Source organism: Umezawaea beigongshangensis (genome assembly GCF_016464305.1).
GTDB lineage: Bacteria > Actinomycetota > Actinomycetes > Mycobacteriales > Pseudonocardiaceae > Umezawaea_A > Umezawaea_A beigongshangensis.
Genome location: NZ_JAEIOJ010000019.1, coordinates 35,086 through 50,104 on the forward strand (window position 1 = coordinate 35,086; position 15,019 = coordinate 50,104).

Genomic DNA, 15,019 nt, shown 5'->3' on the forward strand with positions numbered 1-15,019 from the left:
GCTGTTGAAGTTATATACTCATGCTGGTATGTTCGGGTGACCCCAGTTCTGCCCGATCGACACGTGAAGGAGAAGGTCCGGTGAAGGACGTTGCGCTGCTGACTGTCGACGGCCGGTCTCAACTGCGTATGGAGCGCCACCTCCGCCACCCGCCGGAGAAGGTCTGGAGCGCCTTGACCGACCCGGAGCACATCGGCAGGTGGTACCCCTTCCCGGCCGTCGAGCTGGACCTGAGGGAGGGGGGCAAGGTCGGCTTCGACGCCGGCGACGGCTCGACCTTCGAGGGCGTGATCACCGAGGTCGACCCGCCGAAGGTCTTCGCCTTCCGGGAGGAGGACGACCTCCTGCGCTTCGAGATCACGCCGGAGGAGGGCGGAACCCTGCTCGTCTTCTCCCACACCTTCGACGACCGCCCGGCGTCGGCGAGCAACGCCTCGGGGTGGACCGACTGCCTCGACGCCCTGGAGCAGGTCGTCGAGGGCCGGGACGACATCCGGGTCGACAACGACTCCGTCGCGCTGCACGAGCGGCTGGTCAAGGAGTTCGGTCTCGACCAGGGCTCCGCCGAGACCACCGCGGCCGGGTGGACCGTGCGCTACGAGCGCCAGCTGCGCGTGCCCGCCGACGAGGTCTGGGCCGAGCTCTCCGGCTCGGACGCGGTCAGCGTCGGTGGCGCGGTGCCGTCCGGGTTCGCGCACCCCGGCCTGTCCGCCACCGAGGTGACCGCCGTGACCGAGTCCGAGCGGGTCGAGTTCGAGTGGCTGAACGACGGCAAGCCCGCTGGCACCGTGCGCTACGAGTTCCAGCCGGGCAACGGCGGCGCGCGCATGACGGTCGTGCAGACCGGCGAGCCCGGCTCCGAGGTCCTGCGCGACCCGGCGCTGCGCGCGTGGCACGACCACGTCGAGGGCGTGGCCGACGAGCTGTTCAAGGCGCGCGCCTGAGGTTCCTCCGGCGCGGGGCGCACCGCCTCGCGCCGGGGGCCGCCTCGGGGACGCTCGACTTTCAGGGCACGAGGTCCGCGGGAACCAGGGGCTCGTCCAGCAACCTGCGGTAGCGCGTGGCCACCGACTGCTCCTCCGGGCGCGCGTCGAGCCAGGCGCGCACCCGTCGCGAGCCCTCGACGTAGGTGGTCGTGTAGGCCCGCCACAGCGGATCGGTCAGGAACCGCACCGCGTGTTCGGCCCGCCGCTCGTCCACGAGCATCCAGCGCCGGAGGTAGGTCACCACGTCCTCGGGGGCGGCCCCGCGGTCGTGCAGCAGGACGGCGGCGTCCTGCCGCGCGGCCATCAGCAGCGTGGTGCGGCTCAGCATGAGCTGTGACAGCTCGCCGTCCATCACGAGGCCAAGCTCCGCCAGCAGGTCCTGCGTCCACCGGCCCCAGTCCTGGCCGAGCACGGCGGGCAGGGCCGCTTCCGCGATGCCCTCCGCCATCAGGCACTGCGGTGTGTTGACCAGGGCGATGGTCTGCTCGCCGTGTCCCTGCTCGTGCACCAGCACCCGCTCCTTGCGGCAGTGCTCGGCGTGGTGCCCCGGGTACGCCTCGTGGGTCACCAGCAGCGGCAGGGCCGCCATGCGGTGCCGCACGTCCGCGTTGAGCGTGATGGTGGAGCGGAACCCGCCCCGGTAGCGGTTGAAGGCGTTCCACGGCCGGTCGGTGACCGCCTCGTACTCGACCGACTCGTCCTCGGGCAGGTCGAACAGCGCGCGGGCACGGGTGCGCAGCTCCTCCGAGACCGCCTGGGTCGCGCGCAGCAGGTCGCCGCGCGGGACGCGGTCGTGCTCCTGGAAGGCGGTGACGCGCTCGTGCAGCGGCGCGGAGCCGGGCAGGAGCGCGGAGATCTCGTCGTGGATCGCGGCGTAGACCTCGACGTCGGTCAGCTCGACGTCCACGTCGAAGTAGCACCGGACCTCCTCCAGGAACGGCACCTCGACGCCGGCGAGCCGGTCCGCCGCGCAGGCCAGCGCGCCGAGCTGGCCGTCGAGGAAGCGCCGCCGCGCCTCGGACAGGTCGCCGGAGGCGAGTTCCGCGCGCAGCGCCCGCGCGGACGCCGCGAGCACCGCCGGGTCGGCGAGCGGCTCGTCGTCCACCTGGCGGCTCAGTTCCGGGTCGCCGAACCAGCAGTCCACGAAGCCGTCGACGAGGCGGCCGAGCCGCAGCCCGAGCAGCAGGTAGTCCCGTACGAGCGATTCGCCCATCACACCTCCTATTAACTATCTGATAGTAAAGTACATGGCATGGGATACGGGAGGAAGCACGCCGAGCTGTACGACGTGGTGTTCGCGGACAGGGGCAAGGACTGGGCGGCCGAGGCGGCCGCGGTGACCGAAGAGGTGCGGCGCCGCAACCCCGGTGCGGCGTCTCTGCTGGACGTCGCGTGCGGCACCGGCGCGCACCTCGCGGCGTTCGCGGAGCACTTCGCGCACGTGGAGGGCGTCGAGCCCGCCGCGGCCATGCGGGAGGTGGCCGAGGAGCGGTTGCCCGGACTCGTCGTGCACCCGCACGACATGCGGGCGGTGTCGGCCGGTCGCGAGTTCGACGCCGTCACGTGCATGTTCTTCGCGATCACGTACATGCCGACGCCGGACGACCTGGCCACGGCGGTCGCGGCCATGGCGCGGCACCTCGCGCCGGGCGGCGTGCTGGTGGTGGAGCCCTGGTGGTTCGAGGACCGGTTCATCGACGGGTACGTGGGTGGCCACCTGGTCAAGCAGGAGGGGCGCGTGATCGCACGGCTCACCCGTTCGGTGCGCGAGGGCGACCGCGTCCGCATGACGATCCGGTTCGTCGTCGCCGACGCGAACGGCGTCGACGAGTTCACCGAGACCGAGGTGGTGTCCCTGTTCACCGAGGACGACTACCACCGGGCCTTCGCGCTGGCGGGCCTGGTCGGGGAGTACCTGGCGGGGTGGTGCGGTGGAACCGGGCTGTTCGTGGCGCAACGTCCGAGGTAACTTGAAAAACAAGTTGTTTTTGTGGACGTGAGGAGACGCGGTGAGCACCAGCGCCCCCCAGGGCACCACCGGCACGACGACCGGCACCCGCACCCTGACCTTCCTCGGTCCCGACGACCCCGACCACCTCGACCCGGACAGCGCACACCACGTCCGGCCCGGCCAGGTGCTGCGCGTGCTGTCGCGCACCCTGTTCGCCGTGCCCGTTGTCGAGGACGTGGCTGACCCGGACCGGGTCTTCGTGCCGGTCCCGGACGTCGCGGAGACCGTGCCGACGCAGGACAACGGTGGCCTCACCGCCGACCTGCTCACGTGCGTGGTGCGGCTGCGGCCCGGCGTGCGGTGGGACACCGAGCCGCCGCGCGAGGTCACCGCCCACGACTTCGTGCGCGGCCTGCGGCGGATGACCGACCCCGCGCACGCGGGCGACGTGGCCGGGTTCTTCGGCGACACCGTGCGCGAGGTCCGCGCAGAGGACGACCGCACCCTCGTGTTCCACCTGCGTCGACCCGCCAACGACCTGGTGAACCTGCTGTCCACCGGCTGCGCGACCGCGCTGCCCGAGCCGCACGAGGGCGAACGCGCCAACGGCCCGTACCGCGTCGCGTCCGCCTCGGCGGAGGAGGTGGTGCTGGAGCCCAACCCGGTGTGGGACCAGGACACGGACGCGGTTCGCCGGGTCGAAGCGGACCGGATCGTCGTGCGCCGGCACGGCACCGCCGCGGACAGCGACCCCGCGTGGCAGTTCGGCATCGTGTCGTGGGGGAGGGACGCGGCTCTGCCGTGCCCCGGCTACACCCTCAACCCCTACTTGGCGCTGAACCTGCGCAGCCCCAACCAGGACGGCGCGCTCGCGAGCCTGCGCGTGCGGCAGGCGATCGGGTACGCCGTGGACAAGGTGGCGGTCCGCGACGTCTTCGCCGCCCTTCCCGGCGTGACGGCCGTGACCGCGCACTCCGTGGTGCCGCCCGGCGCTCTCGGCCACTCGAAGTACGACCCGTACCCCACGCCCGGCGACCGCGGCGACCCCGGGAAGTCCCGTGCCCTGCTCGCCGACGCCGGCTTCGCCGACGGACTGCGTCTGGTGATGGCCGTGCGGGACTCCGAACTGCACAGGAACGTGTTCAGCGCCTTCGAATCCGCTCTGAGCCGAGCGGGGATCGAACTGGTGCCGAAGTTCGTCTCCACCGGCGAGTTCTACGCCGGCCTGATGTTCGACCGGGACGCGGGCGAGGCGGGGGAGTGGGACGTCGCCGCGCCCGGCTGGACCCCGGACTGGCACGGCAACAACAACCGCTCGGTGATGGTGCAGGTGCTGCGCGGCGCCGGCAACTACGGCGGGTACGACAACCCGCGACTGGACGTGCTCGTGGAGCGCGCCCTGGGGGCGGTGAGCCTGCCCAGGGCCGCCCTGCTGTGGCACCAGGCGAACATCATGGCCATGACCGACCTGCCGGTGATCCCGGTGGTGGCCATGGCGTGCCGCTGCTGCGCCGCGCGCACGGGCGCCGCGGGTCGCTGGCCCGAAAGGACCTGAAGCCGTCCGTGCCGGGTGCAGCACCGGGAGTCGGGCGGAGCGGACGGCTCGTGGTCGGCAGGCGCACCGCTGGCCCGCCGAGGTGTCGGCACATCGGCCACCGGTGCACGCACCATCAGCCCGAACGTCGCCTTCGGCTCTGGACGGTGTGAACAACTAACCCAGACCGTCGGTCAGGGCCTTCAGATCGGTGTCCCGACCGGCGACGTCCCCGGCGGTCACGGGGGTCACCCCGCCGGGGGACACGTCCGGTCGACCAGCCCAGTTCACGATCTCCAACTGCGGTGCGGGGCAGCCGTCCCTGTCGGATGTGGTTGATGCAGACCAGTCGAGACCGGCCCGGTGGAAGTGGGGTGCGATGACGAGCCGCTGGTCGGACAGCGCCGGCACCGGCCGTACGAGCAGTCGTCGGTGGCGTGAGCGCACGTGCCGGGGTTCCGGTCGGCGGCCTGCATCTCCCGGCTGGTGCTGACCGACACGTCCGAGGCGGCCTCGACCCGTGCCGCCCAGTCGGTCTGCGCCGTCATGACCGTCGCGTCCAGCACGTGGGCGACGTCCTCGCGGGTGCTCACCGGGTACCCGGACACCGGGTACCCGGACACCGGGTACCCGGTGTCCGGGTGGATTCAGTCGAGGGAGGAGATGGCCGCGCGCAGTTCGCCGAGTTTCAGGCGGAGCAGTGCGGTCAGTTCCTGGTCGCACGAGGGATCGACCCAGCACGCGTAGGCGTCGGTGAAGGCGAGGACGCCCAGCCAGGCGGCCAGCCCGGCCGCCGGTTCGGCGATGCCGCGCCGGCGCAGCGCCAGCGCCATGGCGTCGGCGAAGGAGTGGTGCTTGAGTGCCTCCCGCTCCCGCAGGTCGCTGTTGTTCTCGACGACGGCGCGCAGGACGGGGCCGATCGCGCGCAGCTCGGGGGTGAAGTTGCCCGCCGCCGCCTCCAGGCCGGCCGCGACAGCGGTCAGTGGCGTCGCCTCGTCGGGCGCGGCGTCGATCCCGCTGGCCAGCAGCTCGCACAGCACGTCCTGGCCGGCGAAGAGCACTTCCCTCTTGTCCGGGAAGTGCCTGAAGAAGGTGCTCTTGGTCAGGCCGGCCCGCTGGGCGATCTGCACGACGGTGGTGCTGTCGTAACCGTGCTCGTCGAACAGTTCCGCGGCGGCGCGTACAAGTCGTTCCCGCGCTCGCGGCTCCCAGCGGCTCATGCGCCCAGGATAGGCGATGGGACTTGGTCCCATCACTGTGCTACGTTGACGGGACCAAGTCCCATCACTGGAAAGAGCGACTCATGCGAATTCTCGTCACCGGCGCCTCCGGCTGGATCGGTTCCCCCGTCCTGCGCGAACTCCTCGCCGCCGGACACCAGGTCGTCGGCCTCGTCCGGTCGGACTCCTCAGCGCGTGCCGTAGCGGCGGCAGGGGGCGAACCGGTCCTCGGCGACGTGGCGGACCTCGACGCCGTGGCCGCACTGGCCCGCGGCGCCGACGGCGTCATCCACCTGGCCTTCGACCACGACTTCTCCCGGTTCGAACAGTCGGTGAAGGAGGAGGGGGAAGTGCTCGGGGCACTGGGGGCGGCGCTGACCGGTTCGGGAAAACCCCTGGTGGTGGCGTCGGGAACCCCGGCGGAACCGGGCGTCGTCGTCACCGAGCGCAGTGACTCCGCCGGGGACGGCCCCGCCGCGGTGCGCGGGGCGAACGCCCGCGCCGTACTCGACCTCGCCCAGCACGGCGTCCGGTCCTGCGTGGTGCGGCTGCCCCGGTCCGTGCACGGCGAGGGCGACGCCGGCTTCATCGCCCAGCTCGTCGCCATCGCGCGCAGGGACGGAGTGTGCGGTTACGTCGGCGACGGGTCGCAGCGCTGGCCCGCCGTGCACGTGCTCGACGCGGCCCGACTGTTCCGCGCCGGGCTGGAGGACGCCCCCGCCGGATCGGTCCTGCACGCGGTCGGCGACGAAGGCGTACCCGTCCTGGCAGTCGCCCGGGCCATCGGCAGGCACCTCGGTCTGCCCAGCGCGTCGCTGCCCGCCGAGACCCTCGGCTTTCTCGGCGGCCTCCTCGCCGTCGACCAGCCGGCGTCGAGCGCCTACACGCAGGAGCTGCTGGGCTGGTTCCCCCGCGAGCCCGGACTCCTGGCCGACCTGGAGGCCGGCCACTACTTCCGCTGACCGCCGCCGACAGCACCGATTTCCTTCTCACGCGCACGACCGGAACCGGCACGTGCGCCGACAGACGTGGAGCAACACTGGTGAACGAGTTCGTCACCGAAGATCCCGACGTGGTGATCGTGGGAGCAGGCCCGGTCGGTCTGATGCTGGCCGCCGAACTGCACCTGTCCGGCGTGCGGCCCCTGGTGGTCGACAGCGCGCACGAGCGCGCCAGGGAGCCCAAGGCGGGCGGCGTCGTGGGACAGGTCGTGAGGCTGCTCGACCACCGCGGCCTGTACCAGCGCATCACCGGCGACACCGAGCCTCCCCGGCCGCTGGAGGCGTACCTCTACGGCGGGCTGGCACTGCGCCTGCACGACTGGCCGGAGAACCAGTTGTACGGCTTCACCGTCCACCAGTGGGACCTGGAGACACGGCTGGAGGAGCGGGCGCTGGAGCTGGGCGCCGAGATCCGCCGCGGCAGCGAGCTGGTCGGTTTCGAGCAGGACGCGGACGGGGTGACGGTGCGGCTGACCACGGGCACGCTGCGCACCCGGTACCTGGTCGGGTGCGACGGCGCGCACAGCAGGGTCCGCAGGCAGGCGGGCATCGTCTTCCCGGGAACGAGCAGTCCGCACCCGCTCACCCACGCCGCGGACGCCGTGCTCTCCGACGAGCACCTGGCGGAGCTGACCGGCGACCACTCCACCCCCGTCGGCCTCACCTACCGGCGGACCGGGCACGGCGTGTTCGCCTGCGTCCCGGCCGGTCCCGGCACGCACCGGGTCGTGACGATGGAGTGGGGCAGGCAGGAGGAACACGAGCCCGTCACCTTCGACCAGGTCCGCTCGGCGGTGACCCGCGTGACCGGCAGAGAGGTGTCGATGCGCCCGCCGACCGGCACCGGCTCGCACCTGCTGCGACGCCGGACGGGTACCAGCTCGCGCCTGGCGGAGCACTACCGGCGGGGCCGGGTCTTCCTGGCGGGCGACGCGGCACACGCGCACTCCTCGGTCGGCGCACCGGGTCTCAACCTCGGCCTGCAGGACGCGGCCAACCTCGCCTGGAAGCTGGCCGCCGAGATCGACGGCTGGGCGCCGCCCGGCCTGCTGGACACCTACCACGCCGAACGCCACCTGGCCGGACGCAGGGTGATGAGCTCCAGCAGGGCGCAGTCGGCACTGCTGGCCCCCGGGGCCGACGTCACCGCACTGCGCGAAGTGCTCGGCGACCTGCTGGTGGACCCCTCGGTGGCCCGCCGGATCGCCGCGATGATGTCGGGCTCCGACGTCGTCTACCCGTCCGCTGCACCGGGCGGGCACCCGTCGACGGGCAGGTGGGTTGCCGACCTGCGGGTGAACGCCGACGGCGGCTCCGTGCGGCTGGCGGAGCGAGCGCGCCACGGCAGGCCGATGCTGCTGTGCCCGCCGGAGGCGGACACACTCGCGGACACGGCCTCGCCCTGGTCCGACCGGGTGGACCTGCTGACCGTCACCGCCGCACCAGGGGCCCCGCCACGCGAGACGGTCCTGGTCCGCCCTGACGGGTACGTGGCGTGGGCGGGCACCGACTCCGCCGGACTCACCGCGGCGCTGCGGACGTGGTTCGGCCCGCCGTCCCGGCACGTCTGACGATCACCGGTCACGACGCCGGGTGGGCGCACCCCGTCCGTCCGGCGTCGTGACCGGCCTCGGAAGACGCAGCACCAGAAGTCGGATCGAGCGGATGGTCGGTGGACGGCCGGGCCGCTCGGGGCGGGATCTGGCCGCGTGGCGGTGTGCGACCGGGTCGCGGTGCCACCGCGGCACCGTCTCCGGGCGGACCAGCAGCCGGCGAGCATCCTCGCGGGCCATCCCGAGCCCGTGTCGTCTCCCGTGAAGATCGAGGTGGACCGCGAGCAGACGACCTCGGGGGAGAACACGTTCGCGAGTTCGCCACCCGGATTCCCCACAACGACGACGTCTACCGATTCGGGACGCCGCAGACCGCCGTGACCAGGTCGCTGCTCGACCTGCGGCCGCGGCGGACCCACCTCGTCGGCGCGGATTCGGGCGACGCAGGTCCACGACGAGCCGTCACGACGGTCCACGACGAGCCGACGACTCCAGACGCTGGTCGGTGCGCCACACGTCGGCGAGGTTCCGGTCGAACATCGTCGCCATCGACACGAGCGCGGCGTCGAGGTCGACGTTCTCGGGATCGACGAGCGCCTGCAGGTGGATGCCCAGGAGCGCGCCGTTGAGCGCCACGGCGGCGGTGCGCTCCTGTTCGGCCGCCATCTCGGCGTTGACGCCGGTCGGGCGCTTGTGGCGCAACAACTCCTCGATCCCCTCGCGCCTGCGGGCGAAGAACTCGCGGTACTGCTCGCGCACGACGCCCCGGTCGCCGAGGGCCTCGACCAGGATCATGAACACCAGCGCGGAGTTGCCGCTGCGCAACAGCTCCGCGGTCTCGGAGAACACCTCGGTGATCGACGGGACGGACTGGTAGCGCTCGGCCGGCCAGATCCGGGCGACCACCCGTTCGACGACGGCCAGCACGAGGCCGTCCTTGTTCTTGAAGTGCCACGGGATCGAGCCGCGGCTGATCCCCGAGCGCTTCGCGATGTCCACGAAGGACGTGCGGTCGAACCCGCGCTCGGCGAAGAGCTCCTCGGCGGCGTCCAGGATGCGGCGGCGGCTCTCGTCACCGATCTCGTCGATCCGGCGCGGCGCGGGGGAGTTCACGGCGGTCATCGTAGATCGCCGGATCGCGCGATGTCGCGACGCACGTGCCGGGTGCTCGCGACCAGGACGAGACCCGCCAGCACCGAGGCCAGCGGCGCCGAGAAGGCGACGGCGGCCTGCTCGCCCCAGAAGCCCTCCGCCACACCGGTGAGCACCGCTCCGCCGAGCCCGCCCACCAGCCCCGTGTAGACGCTCATCAGCGCGAACGCCGTCGCGCGGAACTCCGTCGGTGTCACCGCGGCCACGACGAGGCTCAACGCGATGATTCCGGCGAACGTCATGCCCTGCGTGATCATCCCGATGACGGTGTACGTCACGACGTCCGGCGCGTAGGCCTGCAGCGCGAACCCCACGCCCAGCAGTGTCAGCGCGCCCGCCGCCAGGTGGACGCACGCCTGAGGGCTGCGCCGGAACAGCCGGTCGCTCAACGCCCCACCGAGGGCCGCGCCGATCAGCCCGCCCACCGCGGACACGGACATGATCACTCCCCGTGCGGCCGCGTCCTGTCCGAGCTGCTCCTCCAGGACGACGGTCAGGTAGACCGGCACCGTCGTCACGGACATGCCGAACACGCCGAGCGCGACCATCACCAGCACGAACGTGCGGATCTTCAGGAGTTTCCTGACGGCGTCGCGCGCCGACGTGGTCACGTGCGCGCGCCGTGGTTCGGGCAGGCGGAACGCGGCGAACGCGAGCAGCAGCGCGGGTATGGCGAGGAGGGCGAACGCCCACCGCCAGGGCTCGTTCTCCTCGGGGATCAGCGCCGCGAACGCCGCCGCCAGCAGCGGTCCGACGACGATGCCCAGCGACTGCCCGCCGCGGTGCAGGCCGAGCACCCGTCCGCGACCGGTCGGCGGGTAGGCGTCGACCAGCAGCGACGTCTGGATCGGTCCTTCGCTCGCCTTGCCGATCCCCACCGCGATGCGCAGGGCGGCAGCCTGCCAGAGGTTGTGGACCACGCCGAGCAGTCCGGCCGCCGCGGCCCAGACGAGCGTGACGACGCCCGCGATCGTCGTGCGGCGACGCCGGTCTCCCAGCAGTCCGAGCGGGAGTGCGGCGACCGCGACCATCAACCCGGCCAGCGCGCCGACGACGCCCACGGCGGCCGTGCTGATGCCCAGCGAGTCGCGGATCTCCGGGGAGAAGACCACGAACATCACTCCGTCGACGCTGTCGAGCACCTGCAGACCCGCGAACGTGGCCAGCGTGGCCCGGCCGCCGGTGGACAGGACCTGTTCGAGCGACATCGGGGGTCCGGTGTCGCCGGGGGAACCGCGCTCCAGGGACCGGATCGTGATCGAGAGGTCGTCTTCTGGCGTTGAACGCATGACGAGCAGCGTACTGTGTCAACCAGCATAGTGTCGTCAGCTCAACACAGAGAGGTTTCCATGCGGGACTGGAGCGGATCGGCGGCCTTCATCACGGGCGGTGCCAGGGGCATCGGCCTGGGCATCGCGCGAGCGTTCGCCGAGCGGGGCGTGCGGCTGGCGCTGGCCGACGTCGACGAGGCATCACTGGCGCGCAGCAAGGAAGAGCTGGCCCGGCTCACGGCCGTGGAGACGTACCGGCTGGACGTGCGCGACCGTGCCGCGTTCGCGGAAGCCGCGGACGCGGCGGAACGCTCGTTGGGCAGCATCGACCTGTTGTTCAACAATGCCGGCATCGTGCCGTACTCCGCCGTGCACGATCTGACCTACGACAAGTGGGACCTGGCTCTCGCGATCAACCTCACCGGCGTGGTCAACGGGATCCAGACGTTCCTGCCGCGAATGCTCGAACGCGAGGCGGGCTACGTCGTGAACACCGCGTCGGCCGCCGGGCTCGTCAGCGACTCGAACCTGCTGTACGCGACGGCCAAGTTCGCCGTGGTCGGCCTGTCGGAGTCGTTGCGGCTCAACGTGGCAGGTCACGGCATCGACGTCAGCGTCCTGTGCCCCGGTCCGGTCGACACCGGCATCGTCGCGAACACCAGGGCGTCGAACGCCGGGGTGGCTCTGCGGGACGACCTCGTGCCCGGCGTCGAGGCGTTCCTCAGGAGCGGACCCGGCATCGACGCCGTGGGGGAGATGGTGGTGGCTGGCATGGAGGAGCGCTCGCCGTGGATCTTCACGGGCGACGAAGCCCGGCCGCACGTGGAGAAGCGGATGGCGGCGCTGCTGGACGCCTTCTGACCGGACCGCACGGAGCCGGGGGCGCGGGCGACCCGGCAGTTCGGCGTTGGACGTAGTGGTACTCGCTGAGGACGCTGACCAGTCGCCGTCGTCGGCGGATGGCGGGGTGGGTGGCTGCTGCTCGGTCGGACAGGGCGGGGAACTCGCCGTCGCGGTCGCGGATCGGAAACCGCGCCGCGCGACCTGCGCCACCGGACGTTCGGCCTCGCGAGGCCGAACAACCGGCTGAGGTGGGTCGGCTTCGCGACCGTCCGGTGCGCCGCTTCGAGAACACCCCTGCGGACGAGCTGGTGGACGAGTTCCTGGACTTCCAGGCGATCGCTGATCTCCCGCAGGTTCACGCTGTCTCCTCGTGTTGTGCGCTGATGGTGTGCTCGGTGTGGCCCATCGTGGTGTCGCAGCCGGTCGAGGACGCGCGCCACGGTCCGGCGCCCGCGTGGCAGTGGGCGTCGGCGCCTTCCGCCGCGGTGAAGTTCTGCGGGTGCGCGGGAGCGGTGAGGTGGTCGTAGAGCGCCTGGGGCTGAGGCTTGGTCGCCCCGTCTCCCGCGAAGTCCACGTCGTCGTCCGCCGAGCAGACCAGCACCGGGCAACTGATGCGCTCGGCGACGCCGTCGCGCAGGTGGGAGTTCGAGTACTGGGCCAGGAACTCGCGCGAGGTGGCGGCACGGGTGACGTACCGGCCGTGGTCCAGCGCCCACCGCAGGGTGGGACTGCCCTTCGTGGTGCTGTCCAGCAGGTCGTCGAAGGCCGGGCCGTGATCGGCGTGCGCACGGCGTTCGACTGGCAAGTGGCTCGACGGCTGTTCGCTCCGGAGAACCGCGACCGCACGGTTGCCGCGCTGGTCGCGTCGCAGAAGAAGACCGCTGCCACGTCCGCCGCGCACGATGTGGCCAAGAAGCGACTGGAAGCGGCGGAAGGCAAGGTGAAGCGGCTTCGAGCCGCCATCGAGGCCGGGATAGAGCCTGCCGCGTTGGTCGAAGCGACCAACGCGGCCCAGGCTCAGCGGAGCGCCGCGAGAGCGGAGTTGAACGGGACGAGCACGCCGGACGGAATCACCGATGCCGAGGTCCACGCCGTGCTCGACGCGCTCGGGGACGTGGGGAGCGTCATCGGCCGTGGTGATCCGGTGAAGTTGGAAGACCTGTTCGCCGGACTCGGGCTGGGGATGCTCTACAACGCCGAAGGGCGGACGGTCGAAGTGACCGTCCGCCCTTCGGCGGGGTTAGTGCATGTGTCCGAGGCCCGACACGACCTGTACGCCCACGCCCTTCGGCAACACGCTGAACTGGATCTGCGCGTGTGATGCGGCCCCTCTCGCAGGGTTTACCTGCGCGGCCAGCGCGAGGTGAACCCTGGCGAGCTGGCGGTGTTGTGCTGCCAGTGCTGGCAGATCGCGCCCGCACTGTACGAGTGCAAGACACATTGGCGCGGCCCGGACAAGTGGCTGCGTCTACGCTCGCCGCACGACGTCGAGCAGGAGGTCTGGGCGCACGTGCCGGTGCCCTGTGCGATCCGGTCTCCGGTGCGCACCGTCGCTACCTCGGAGTTGCGTGCCTCGTGTCGCGGCGAAGATCGTTGTCGAGTGGCTGACGCTGAGACTTGCCCGTGAGCTGCGCGGCTGCGGCATCACTGTCAACGCCGTGGTACCCGAGCCGATCATTGGCGCTGGCACCTCGACCAATAAGGTCTGGCCGACGGTCTGCGCGCCCTGCACAGCTTCGTCCGCAGCCTGCACGACGGCCAAGACGGGGTGATCGACGGCCTGCCCTGCTTCAGCGCAGGTGTCCCACCGAAGCCTCGCCGAGACCGACTACTCGAAAGGCCACCCTGCGTACGAGCGAGCTTCGGTCTGCTCTGCGAGCGGATGCCGCTCAGTCGGTCATGATCGCTCCGAAGGACGTGCTCGACCCGCGCACTCGATCCAACGCGTTGTTCACGCGCTCGCGCAGAGCTGCTCGTTGACCAACCGCAGGAGTGCGGTGCTTCTCGAGCACACCGTGAGAAGATCTTCCAGGTTCACGACGAGGTACCCGCACCACAGCGACCCTCACGAGTCGAGCACGCGATTCGCTGATCTCCAGCGGTCGACGAGACGAGCGGAAGAAGGCCGGCCATCGTGCACTACGGACGTTCCGATGACGAGTGGGACAGGTTGGTGCAGGAGGGAAAGCAGTTCCTGGTCGAGCAGGCGGCTTTGCAACGCACCACCACGTACACGGAACTCAACGCCGTCCTCGTCAGGCGCACCGGCGTCAAGGGCTTTGACTTCGGCCTGCCGTCCGAGCGAGCCGCTCTCGGTGACCTGCTGGAGCGTGTCGTCGAGGATTGCTTCGCCGAGACCGGAGGACTGCTCATCAGCGCGCTCGTCCAGTACCTCGATGCGAACGATGCGGGTTCCGGCTTCTACGTCTTGGCTAGGTCCAAGGGATTTCCGGTACCCGCGAAGGCATCTGAGCGCCAACTGTTCTGGGCGGGCCACGTCGGCGCACTGCACAAGCACTACGTCCGTCCCGCGCGCAGGCTCCGCGCGGAGTGAGTTGCGCCCGTCACGGCAATCCCTACCGCAGCGACTGCTCCGCCCTCGTCCGAACAGCTCACATCGGCGACAGGGGTTCCGGGGCGCTGGCGGACAGTCATGTGACAGCAGTCCGCTGATATCGCGCTGTTTGGGAAAGCGGTTCGCTGGAACTGCTTCGAGTGACCACCGGGCCTGTGCGCGTGCTTGTACGCAACCACGAGGGGAAGCCGGTGACGACGTTGCGAACTCCTCAGCTTGACTCTGCCGGGAATTCTGATCGCTGTCGTGTCAGCTTGCGGCTCGTCAGGAAGGTGGGCGTGGGATGCCGTGCCGGTCGAAGTCGACGTTAATGTCGGCAGGACTTCGACGACTGAGCTGGTGGCCACGTCCGTGATCACGTCCTAGCTGTCGCTGGAGCAAGTTTGGGGTGCGTGAACGAGGAACCCCACCGGTGGGTGACCTGCCTTCAACGCGCGTGGCGGACCGTCAGTTCACATGGCGAGACGATCCGGTTGGCGGAGGGAGGAAGACCGCTGCTCTCGTGATCGTCGCGCCGGTACAGGCGTCCTGTGGGGCCCTGATGGCCAGCGGTTGCGGCAGCGAGCCTCCGCTGGTGCTGGTCGAGCATCAGAAGTATCGACAACTGATCAACCCCGGTGGCATGACATCGCAGAATCTTCGGCGTCTCGTGGGATCAGCTCTGATTTCGACGCTTCTCGTAGTTGTCGCTGATCTTTGGATTTTCCTATTTTATTCGTAAGTATTTCTACTGCAAATCTTGTGGTGGGATACCAATGATTGCAGCGTATTGAGACGGCTGTGTCACCGTCCGGTAACTGCTCCGGAAAATGAGAAAGACGTTACATCTTGACTGGTGATCGTGATCACAGTCATGTTGGCCCGAGAGAACCTTGCCTCGTGTTCCTGTTTTTTGGTATCGAGGGCGGTCTTGGGTTATTGGGAGTTGTTTTT

General features: G+C 70.5%; 14 protein-coding genes. 9 read left to right on the forward strand and 5 right to left on the reverse strand.

The annotated features are described in order from the left end of the window. Nucleotides 1-128 precede the first annotated feature (128 nt). The gene (locus IMZ35_RS28610) at nucleotides 129-944 is read left to right on the forward strand and encodes an SRPBCC family protein (RefSeq protein ID WP_199444324.1); all 816 of its coding nucleotides are present in this window, start codon (nucleotides 129-131) and stop codon (nucleotides 942-944) included. A 61-nt stretch (nucleotides 945-1,005) separates the two neighbouring features. Here IMZ35_RS28610 and IMZ35_RS28615 read toward each other — a convergent pair whose 3' ends face one another. Continuing rightward, on the reverse strand, nucleotides 1,006-2,199 hold the full coding sequence (locus IMZ35_RS28615; protein WP_229373573.1) for a DUF885 domain-containing protein: 1,194 nt from the start codon (nucleotides 2,197-2,199) through the stop codon (nucleotides 1,006-1,008). A 39-nt stretch (nucleotides 2,200-2,238) separates the two neighbouring features. On the opposite strand from IMZ35_RS28615, the gene IMZ35_RS28620 reads away from it, so the two are divergent. Further along, on the forward strand, nucleotides 2,239-2,955 hold the full coding sequence (locus IMZ35_RS28620) for a class I SAM-dependent methyltransferase (protein WP_199444326.1): 717 nt from the start codon (nucleotides 2,239-2,241) through the stop codon (nucleotides 2,953-2,955). Between the two features lie 40 nt (nucleotides 2,956-2,995). Continuing rightward, the gene (locus IMZ35_RS28625; protein WP_199444327.1) at nucleotides 2,996-4,492 is read left to right on the forward strand and encodes an ABC transporter substrate-binding protein; all 1,497 of its coding nucleotides are present in this window, start codon (nucleotides 2,996-2,998) and stop codon (nucleotides 4,490-4,492) included. 626 nt (nucleotides 4,493-5,118) lie between these two features. Here the strand turns inward: IMZ35_RS28625 and IMZ35_RS28630 are convergent. Next, the gene (locus IMZ35_RS28630; protein WP_199444328.1) at nucleotides 5,119-5,691 is read right to left on the reverse strand and encodes a TetR/AcrR family transcriptional regulator; all 573 of its coding nucleotides are present in this window, start codon (nucleotides 5,689-5,691) and stop codon (nucleotides 5,119-5,121) included. 83 nt (nucleotides 5,692-5,774) lie between these two features. Here IMZ35_RS28630 and IMZ35_RS28635 point away from each other — a divergent pair, with 83 nt between their 5' ends. After that, complete coding sequence (locus IMZ35_RS28635; protein ID WP_199444329.1) at nucleotides 5,775-6,653, forward strand: SDR family oxidoreductase; 879 nt, start codon at nucleotides 5,775-5,777, stop codon at nucleotides 6,651-6,653. Nucleotides 6,654-6,733: 80 nt separating this feature from the next. Beyond that, entirely contained in the window at nucleotides 6,734-8,263 is a 1,530-nt protein-coding gene (locus IMZ35_RS28640; protein ID WP_307868968.1) for an FAD-dependent monooxygenase, read from the forward strand. A gap of 444 nt (nucleotides 8,264-8,707) precedes the next feature. On the opposite strand, the gene IMZ35_RS28645 is transcribed toward IMZ35_RS28640, so the two are convergent. Continuing rightward, nucleotides 8,708-9,358, reverse strand: a complete 651-nt coding sequence (locus IMZ35_RS28645) for a TetR/AcrR family transcriptional regulator (RefSeq protein WP_199444330.1) — start codon at nucleotides 9,356-9,358, stop codon at nucleotides 8,708-8,710. Nucleotides 9,359-9,363: 5 nt separating this feature from the next. Continuing rightward, nucleotides 9,364-10,686 carry an MFS transporter gene (locus IMZ35_RS28650; RefSeq protein ID WP_199444331.1) on the reverse strand — a complete coding sequence of 441 codons (1,323 nt, stop codon included), beginning with the start codon at nucleotides 10,684-10,686 and terminating at the stop codon, nucleotides 9,364-9,366. A 60-nt stretch (nucleotides 10,687-10,746) separates the two neighbouring features. Here IMZ35_RS28650 and IMZ35_RS28655 point away from each other — a divergent pair, with 60 nt between their 5' ends. Further along, nucleotides 10,747-11,529 (forward strand): SDR family NAD(P)-dependent oxidoreductase, encoded by a 783-nt coding sequence (locus tag IMZ35_RS28655; RefSeq protein ID WP_199444332.1) that lies wholly within the window; start codon nucleotides 10,747-10,749, stop codon nucleotides 11,527-11,529. A 337-nt stretch (nucleotides 11,530-11,866) separates the two neighbouring features. On the opposite strand, the gene IMZ35_RS28660 is transcribed toward IMZ35_RS28655, so the two are convergent. After that, nucleotides 11,867-12,316: a hypothetical protein gene (locus tag IMZ35_RS28660; protein WP_199444333.1), complete on the reverse strand. Its 450-nt coding sequence runs from the start codon at nucleotides 12,314-12,316 to the stop codon at nucleotides 11,867-11,869. Here IMZ35_RS28660 and IMZ35_RS28665 point away from each other — a divergent pair. The 3 genes from IMZ35_RS28665 to IMZ35_RS28675 all read left to right on the forward strand — a co-directional run bounded on the left by IMZ35_RS28665 (nucleotide 12,284) and on the right by IMZ35_RS28675 (nucleotide 14,807). Then, entirely contained in the window at nucleotides 12,284-12,832 is a 549-nt protein-coding gene (locus IMZ35_RS28665) for a hypothetical protein (RefSeq protein WP_199444334.1), read from the forward strand. The two genes, IMZ35_RS28660 and IMZ35_RS28665, sit on opposite strands and share 33 nt — an antisense overlap. Nucleotides 12,833-13,645: 813 nt before the next feature. Further along, entirely contained in the window at nucleotides 13,646-14,065 is a 420-nt protein-coding gene (locus tag IMZ35_RS28670; RefSeq protein ID WP_199444335.1) for a hypothetical protein, read from the forward strand. A 433-nt stretch (nucleotides 14,066-14,498) separates the two neighbouring features. Continuing rightward, nucleotides 14,499-14,807 (forward strand): hypothetical protein, encoded by a 309-nt coding sequence (locus tag IMZ35_RS28675; protein WP_199444336.1) that lies wholly within the window; start codon nucleotides 14,499-14,501, stop codon nucleotides 14,805-14,807. Nucleotides 14,808-15,019: the final 212 nt, after the last annotated feature.